The organism is Brevundimonas sp. UBA7534 (assembly GCF_002479325.1).
GTDB lineage: Bacteria > Pseudomonadota > Alphaproteobacteria > Caulobacterales > Caulobacteraceae > Brevundimonas.
In genome coordinates, this window is record NZ_DLMO01000021.1 from 1 (window position 1) to 7345 (window position 7345).

7 protein-coding genes are annotated in these 7345 nt (G+C 70.2%); 6 read left to right on the top strand and 1 reads right to left on the bottom strand.

What is annotated here, in order from left to right; all coding sequences use genetic code 11:
* Positions 1-37: 37 nt before the first annotated feature.
* Complete coding sequence (locus B2U11_RS01310) at positions 38-1309, bottom strand: flavin monoamine oxidase family protein (RefSeq protein WP_292069226.1); 1272 nt, start codon at positions 1307-1309, stop codon at positions 38-40.
* Positions 1310-1443: 134 nt separating this feature from the next.
* Here B2U11_RS01310 and B2U11_RS01315 point away from each other — a divergent pair, with 134 nt between their 5' ends.
* The 6 genes from B2U11_RS01315 (at position 1444) to B2U11_RS01340 (ending at position 7165) form a co-directional block, all read left to right on the top strand.
* Positions 1444-2553, top strand: coding sequence for an HlyD family secretion protein (locus B2U11_RS01315; RefSeq protein WP_292069228.1), 1110 nt, complete (start codon positions 1444-1446; stop codon positions 2551-2553).
* Positions 2550-4166 carry a DHA2 family efflux MFS transporter permease subunit gene (locus B2U11_RS01320; RefSeq protein WP_414632923.1) on the top strand — a complete coding sequence of 539 codons (1617 nt, stop codon included), beginning with the start codon at positions 2550-2552 and terminating at the stop codon, positions 4164-4166. Before B2U11_RS01315 ends, B2U11_RS01320 begins: the two co-directional genes overlap by 4 nt.
* Positions 4166-4762: a TetR/AcrR family transcriptional regulator C-terminal domain-containing protein gene (locus tag B2U11_RS01325; RefSeq protein ID WP_292069229.1), complete on the top strand. Its 597-nt coding sequence runs from the start codon at positions 4166-4168 to the stop codon at positions 4760-4762. Before B2U11_RS01320 ends, B2U11_RS01325 begins: the two co-directional genes overlap by 1 nt.
* Before the next feature lie 63 nt (positions 4763-4825).
* Entirely contained in the window at positions 4826-5587 is a 762-nt protein-coding gene (locus B2U11_RS01330) for a creatininase family protein (RefSeq protein WP_292069231.1), read from the top strand.
* A 116-nt stretch (positions 5588-5703) separates the two neighbouring features.
* Positions 5704-6039, top strand: a complete 336-nt coding sequence (locus B2U11_RS01335; RefSeq protein ID WP_292069233.1) for a phasin — start codon at positions 5704-5706, stop codon at positions 6037-6039.
* Positions 6040-6094: 55 nt separating this feature from the next.
* Positions 6095-7165 carry a CobW family GTP-binding protein gene (locus B2U11_RS01340; protein WP_292069235.1) on the top strand — a complete coding sequence of 357 codons (1071 nt, stop codon included), beginning with the start codon at positions 6095-6097 and terminating at the stop codon, positions 7163-7165.
* The last annotated feature ends 180 nt before the right edge of the window (positions 7166-7345 follow it).

Here is a 7345-nt window from a genome sequence, read left to right on the forward strand (position 1 = left end):
CGCAACCGTCGCCTACTGGGACAAATGAGTCCGGACCCTAGCGGTCCGGCGCCTCGAGCGCCTTGAGCACCGCCCCGGCCGCGCGTTCCCCCTCCATCCACGCGCCGTGGGCCGTGCCGTAGTAGGTCGGCGCGGTCGCCTCCCCGGCCAGGAACAGGCGATCCTCCACAGGCTGGCGTAGCCGGGCCCGGTCGCCGGCCCGGCCGGGCAGGGCGTGGGAATAGGCCCCGCGCGAGAACGGATCGGCGCCCCAGCGGGTCGCGGCGACCGCCCCCAGTCGCTTGCGCATGTCCGAGCCCAGGGCCGCGACCAGTTCGGAAACGGCGAAGTCGAAGGCCGCCTCGGGCCCCTCCGCCTCCAGTCCCCAGGCCAGGTCCGCGCCGAAATAGGCTTCGATCATCGGCCGCCCGAAGGGGCGCAGGTGGTAGCCTCCGGTCTGGGCCGTGTCGCTGCGGGTCCACAACTGGCTGTCTGCGGAAAAGTCGTCGGCGCCCGTGACCGTCATGTGCACCTTGGACGCCAGGCCCAGGGGCACGCCCGCCGCCGCCTCCAGCCAGGCGGGAATCTGCGGGTCGATGCGTACGGCCTCGGCGGCGATCAGGCTGTTGGAAATGGTCAGGATGGCGGCGTCCGCCGTCACCACGCCCCGCTCCGTCTCCAGCCGCAAGGTCGGGCCTGACCGGTCGATGCGCCGCACCGGACAGGCCGTCGCGATCCGTCCGGCGACCGGTCGCGCCAGTTCGGCGATCAGTCGGCCGTATCCCTGGCGCACCCGCCAGTTCACCCCGGTGTCGCCATAGGCGTCGTAGTCCAGGGTCGAGACCTCGGCGAAGCGCGCACCGTTCAACGCGCCGGAGATGGCGTCCATCCGCGCGTTCCAGCGGCTGTCGGGATCGAACAGGTCGGCGGCGGGCCGGTCCTCGTTGCGCGTCGCCGCCTGGTGGACGCGGTCCTCGAAGGCGGCGAAGTCGGCGCGGAAACCCGCCTGTTCGGCCGGCGTCATCTCGTGGTCGAAGGCCTGGCGTGCCCACGGCGGCGGGGTCTTGTCCAGCGTCAGGCCTTCGGCCTTGACGCGCGCGACCAGGACGTTGTCGTCGGCCGAGTGCAGCCAGCCGCACCCCATGTCCAGACCGTCTCCGCCGAACGGCAGGGTCCACGCCCGTCCGCCGATCCGCTCTCGGGCCTCCAGCACCAGAAAGGATCGCCCGGTCTCCTGCAGCCGCCGCGCCGCTGCTATTCCGGCCGCGCCGGCGCCCACCACTGCGACGTCCACATGCGAGGGCAGGGAAGGGGCGTTCGGCAGGGTCATGCGTCGCAGATAACACGCCGAAACGCCTCGTGTTCACGGCGCCGCACAATGATCTCTTGATTTTTGGACGTTCGCGTCCATTTTAGCGGCCGCTTCAAAAGGTCGCACCTTTCTTCCTCCCCCGGATCGTCCGCATGTCTCCTGAACTTCGCAAGCGCCTGCCGCTGTTCGTCGCCGCCGTGGTCGGTCTGATTCTGATCGTCGGCGGCGTAGTCTGGTGGATAGACGGTCAGCGCTACGAGAAGACCGACAACGCCTTCGTCCAGGCCGACACGACCAATGTCGCGCCCCAGCTGTCGGGCCGCGTGGTCGAGGTGCTGGTCAACGACAACCAGACGGTCCAGGCCGGCCAACCGCTGGTCCGGCTGGACGACGCCGATCAGCGCGCGGAGCTGGCCGAGGCCGAGGCCAACCTGCAGGCCGCTCTGGCCGCCGTCGGCAACGTCGACGCCCAATCCGCCCAGGAGCAGGCCGCCATCGCCGCGCGCGCCGCCGCCGTGGCCCAGGCCCGCGCCCAGGCGCAACTGGCTGACGCCGAGGTCGAGCGTTACGGCAAGCTGGCCGCCCAGGGCTGGGTCTCCCAGCAGCGCATCCAGACCCAGCAGGCCCAGGCCCAGACCGCCCGCGCCGGCGTCGACCAGGCCCACGCCGCCTGGGTCGCGGAACAGCGCACCGCCGGCGTCCTGGGCTCGACCCGCGAACAGAGCGTCGCCGCCGTCGAACAGGCCCGCGCCCGTCTGGACCAGGCCAAGGTCGCCCTGGACCGAACGGTCATCCGCGCCCCCGTCGCCGGCGTGGTCGGCGCCCGCAGCGTGCGCGTGGGCCAGTACGTCAACGCCGGCGCCCAGCTGCTGTCGGTGGTGCCGATGCGCGACGCCTATGTCGTGGCCAACTTCAAGGAGACCCAGCTGGACAAGATGCGGATCGGCCAGGACGTGGAGATCACCGCCGACGCCTTCCCCGGCCGCAAGATTCACGGCCGCATCGCCAGCTTCGCCCCCGCCACCGGCTCCGAGTTCGCCCTGATCCCGGTCGAGAACGCCACCGGCAACTTCACCAAGATCACCCAGCGCGTGCCGGTCCGCATCGCCGTGGCCCGCGACGAGGGCGGCCTGGTCCTGCGCCCCGGTCTGTCGCTGGAGGTGCGCGTGGATCTCAAGAGCGACGGCGGCCAGAGCTTCGCCGAGGCGTCCGGCGTGCAGGGCGCCTCGACGGCGATCGAGACGGGGGCCGTGTCCCGGTGACCGCCGCCGACCCCGCCGCGGCCGGCGCCGTGGCGGCCCGCCCGGCCGGCGAAGGTCCGGTCGCGGGCCATCCCGAAATCAGCTGGACCATGCTGCTGCTCGGCTTCGCGGGCATGGTGGTGGGCCAGTTCATGGCCATCCTGGACATTCAGATCGTCGCCGCCTCCCTGCCGCAGATCCAGGCCGGGGTGGGCGCCTCCGCCGACGAGATCAGCTGGATCCAGACCGCCTATCTGATCCCCGAGGTCGTGATGATCCCGCTGTCGGGTTTCCTGTCGCGACTATGGGGAACGCAGCGCCTGTTTATGGCGTCCTGCGCCGGCTTCGTGCTGATGAGCGTGGCGACCGGCCTGTCGAACTCGATCGACACCATGATCCTGTTTCGCGCCATCCAGGGCTTCGTCGGCGGGGCCATGATCCCCACCGTCTTCGCCGTGGCCTTCACCGCCTTTCCGCCCGAGCGGCGCGTGACGGCCAGCGTGGTCATGGGGCTGATCGTGACCCTGGCGCCGACGGTCGGCCCGACCTTGGGCGGCCACCTGACCGAGTGGCTGAGCTGGCGCTGGTTGTTCTTCATCAACGTCGGACCCGGCCTTCTGGTGATGTTTCTGGTCGGCCGCTACGGGAACTTCGACAAGGGCGATGCGTCGCTGGCCAAGGGATTCGACTGGTGGGGCCTGGGGCTGATGGCCGCCTTCCTGATGTCCATGCAGTTCGTGCTGGAAGAGGGCGCCAAGAACGACTGGTTCGACGACACCCACATCCTGCTGCTGACCGTGGTGGCGGCGATCGCCGGGCCGATCTTCATCTGGCGGTCGCTGACCTATCGCCAGCCGATCGTCGAGCTGCGCGCCTTCGGCAACCGCAACTTCCTGGTCGGATTCGTCATGACCTTCGTCGTCGGCTTCGCCCTGTTCGGCGGCACCTTCCTGCTGCCGCTGTTCCTGGGACGTGTGCGGGAATATTCCTCGGCGGAGGTCGGCACGACCATGGTCGTCTCGGGCCTGGCCATGTTCGCCACCGGCCCCTTCGCCGGGCGGCTGGTGCGGATGCTGGATGCGCGGGTGCTGATGTTCGGCGGCTTCATGATGTGCGCCTGGGGCATGTGGGAGGCCCACGCGGTCACCCAGGAGTGGGGCTTCTGGCAGTTCGCCTCGGTCCAGGCCTTCCGCGGCGTCGGGGTCATGCTGGCCATGATTGCCTCGCAGCAGGTGACGATGTCGACGCTGCCGCCGCACATGGTCAAGAACGCTTCGGGTCTGGTGAACCTGTCGCGCAACGTCGGCGGCGCCTTCGGTCTGGCCATATTGAACACCAGCCTGACGACCAACACCGCCCTGCACATGGCCGAACTGACCAGCGCCATCGACCAGTCGAGCCAGGGCATGCGGCAGATGATGGCGGGCATGACCCAGCGCTTCGCCGAGTCCATCGACCCGGCCGGGGCGGCGATGAAGGCGGTCTATGGCATCCTGACCCGCCAGGCGACGACCCTGGCCTTCGGCGACGCCTTCGCCCTGCTGGGAGTCATGTGCGCCGGCGCGGCCTTCATCACCCTGCTGTCGCGGCCCGTCCGGGCGCCGACCGGCGCGCCGCCCTCGGACGCCCACTGATGGCCCGTCCCGTCGACGAGAAGAAGAGCGAGGCCATCCTGGACGCCGCCGCCGCCCTGTTCGCCGACAAGGGCCTGCAGGCCAGGATGGAGGAGATCGCCCAGTTGGCGGGCGTGTCCAAACAGACCGTCTACAATCGCTTCGCCTCCAAGTTGGAGATCGCCGAGGCCCTGGCCAAGAAGCGGGTCGAAGACGTGACCGCGCCGTTGAAGATCGACGGGCCGCCCCAGGCGGTGCTGGAGGCCCTTGCGCTGACGCTGCTGAACAAGGTCTGCGCGGCCGACAAGGTCGGCTCCATGCGCGGCGTCGCCCTGGTTTCGGTCGAGGCGCCCGAGATCGCGCGCGCCATCTACGCCGCCGGCCCGCGCCGCAGCATCGAGGCGCTTTCGGCCTGGCTGGCGGACCAGACGCGTCAGGGCCGCCTGGATGTGCCTGACCCGGACGAGGCGGCCGAGATGTTCTCGGGCCTGGTGCTGGGCCACGGCCATCTGCGCGCCATGCTGGACGTGCCGCAACTGCCGCCGGACCGGCGCGCCGCCCGCGCCAAGGAGGCCGCCCGCGTCTTCGTCGCCGCCTATGCGCCCCGTCGCGGCTGACGGTTTCGCCGGCGCCGTCGCCGCGCTACTTAGGATGCAATTCCGTAGCCTGAAGGTCCGTCCATGCTGATCCATCTGTCGTCCTGGCCCGAGATCGACGCCCGCCTGAACGCGGGCCAGCCGCTGTCGAAGACGGTGGTGGTGCCGATCGGCTCCAACGAACAGCACGGACCGACCGGCCTTCTGGGCACCGACTGGCTGTGCCCGGAGATCATCGCCCACGCCGCCGAGAAGGCCGACGAGACCCTGACCGTCGCCCCGACGTTCAACATCGGCATGGCCCAGCACCACCTGGCCTTCGCCGGCACCATCTCCTTGCGCCCGTCCACCTTCATGGCCGCCATCACCGACTGGGTGTCGTCGCTGAGCCGCCACGGCTTCGAGCGGATCTATTTCCTGAATGGCCACGGCGGCAACGTCGCCACCATCGAGGCGACGTTTTCGGAAATCTACGCCGAGTGGTCGTTCGTGGAGGAACAGCCGCCGTTCGTCTTGAAGCTGAAGAACTGGTGGGACCTGCCGGGCGTTCACGGCCTGTGCAGTTCGATCTTCCCGACTGGGCATGGATCGCACGCCACCCCTTCCGAGATCGCCGTGACCCAGGCGGCCTATCCCGACCGGATCAAGACGGCCGACTATTCGCCGAAGATCGCGCCGAACGGCCCGATCCGCGACGCCCTGGACTATCGCGCCCGCTTCCCCGACGGCCGCATCGGGTCCGACCCCGCCCAGGCCAGCCCGGAAAAGGGCCAACGCATCATCGACGCGGCCGTCCCGGCCCTGCTGAAGGACGTCGCCGACTTCGCCGGGGAGGCCCGGCCCTGAGCCGGCGTCGCTCGCCCGCCCAGGTCCAGGCCGAGCTCCTGGCCGCTTCGGCCCAGGTCATCGCCGCGCGCACGGCCATCCTGGCCGACGGCCTGGCCGATCCGCTGTCGGCGGACTTGACGGAGATTTCCCTGATGGGCGCCGAAAAGGCCGAGGCCCTGGCCGCCTCGGCCGGCGCGCTGGCCGGACACGCCGGCGCTGCGGGCGGACGATGGGCGGAGGCCGCGCTGGTCGAGGGGCGTCACGCCGCCCGCGCCGCCGCCGACGTCATGGCTGCGGCCACGCCCGCCGAGGCCGCCCAGGCCCAGATGCGCTACGCCCTGGGCTGGTGGGGCCGGGCCGGGGCCCAGTGGCTGGCCCTGGGGGCGGACATGGAGCGGGCGCAGTCCGCCGCCGTCGCCCCCATCCACGCCGCCGCCACCGCCAACGCCCGGCGCCTGGGCAAGCGTTGAGGCCTTTCCTCCGCGCCTTCGGGCGCCTAGATGAGCCGGCTTGAAAGGCCCCCTCATGCAAAAGACCCCCGTGACCGTGCTGACCGGCTATCTCGGCGCCGGCAAGACGACGCTCCTGAACCGCATCCTCACCGAGGATCACGGCAAGCGCTACGCCGTCATCGTCAACGAGTTCGGCGAGATCGGCATCGACAACGACCTGGTGGTCGGGGCCGACGAGGACGTGTTCGAGATGAACAACGGCTGCGTCTGCTGCACGGTGCGCGGCGACCTGATCCGCGTCGTCTCCGGACTGATGAAGCGCCAGCGCCCCGGAAAGCCGGCCTTCGACGCCATCATCGTCGAGACCACGGGGCTCGCCGATCCCGGCCCGGTGGCCCAGACCTTCTTCGTGGACGAGGACGTCAAGGCCAAAACCCAGCTGGACAGCGTCACCGCCCTTGTCGACGCCAAGCATGTAATGGCGCGCCTGGACGATTCGAAAGAGGCGCGCGAGCAGGTCGCCTTCGCCGACCGCATCATCCTGAACAAGGTCGATCTGGCCACGGCCGAGGAGTTGGACGCCGTCGAGGCCCGCCTGCGCGCCCTGAATCCGCTGGCCCCTATCGTGCGCGCCGAACGGTCGAACGTGCCGCTGGACCAGGTGCTGGGCGTACACGCCTTCGACCTGAACCGCATCCTGGAGGTCAAGCCGGACTGGGTGAACCCGCCGCACGGCGCCGACGGCCACGTCCATGACGAACACTGCGGCCACGACCACGATCACCATGAGCACGGCCCTGACCACCACCACCACCACCACCACGGCCCGCGCGGCCACGCTCATCAGGACGACATCAAGGGCGTATCCCTGACGCTGGACCGGCCGCTGGACGGTCAGAAATTCACCGCCTGGCTGGACCGGCTGCTGGGCGAGCAGGGCCAGAACATCCTGCGCGCCAAGGGCATCATCGACGTTCAGGGCGAGGACCGCCGCCTGGTCTTCCAGGCCGTGCACATGATCTTGGAGGGCGATCTGCAGCAACCCTGGGGTCCGGCGGAACGTCGCTGGAGCCGCGCCGTCTTCATCGGTCGCGATCTGGACGAGGCCGAGCTGCGCCGCGGCTTCGAGGCCTGCGCGGCCTGACCAGACTCGTCACGGCCCGGCCGCACCGTCGCGCTTGACGCGGCGGTCGCGGTCGCTTCTCCTGCGCGCGCTGTTCAGGAGAACCCCATGAAGCGTCAGTTGATGGCCGCCGCCGCGGTCTGCGCCCTCGCCTTCAGCGCCGGGTGCGCGACCACCGAACCCTCGGACCAGGCGCCCGTC

Excerpts from the sequence above, each read along its gene's own strand:
- B2U11_RS01310 (WP_292069226.1), bottom strand. The coding sequence starts at position 1,309 with ATGACCCTGCCGAACGCCCCTTCCCTGCCCTCGCATGTGGACGTCGCA.
- B2U11_RS01315 (WP_292069228.1), top strand. The coding sequence starts at position 1,444 with ATGTCTCCTGAACTTCGCAAGCGCCTGCCGCTGTTCGTCGCCGCCGTG.
- B2U11_RS01325 (WP_292069229.1), top strand. The coding sequence starts at position 4,166 with ATGGCCCGTCCCGTCGACGAGAAGAAGAGCGAGGCCATCCTGGACGCC.
- B2U11_RS01330 (WP_292069231.1), top strand. The coding sequence starts at position 4,826 with ATGCTGATCCATCTGTCGTCCTGGCCCGAGATCGACGCCCGCCTGAAC.
- B2U11_RS01340 (WP_292069235.1), top strand. The coding sequence starts at position 6,095 with ATGCAAAAGACCCCCGTGACCGTGCTGACCGGCTATCTCGGCGCCGGC.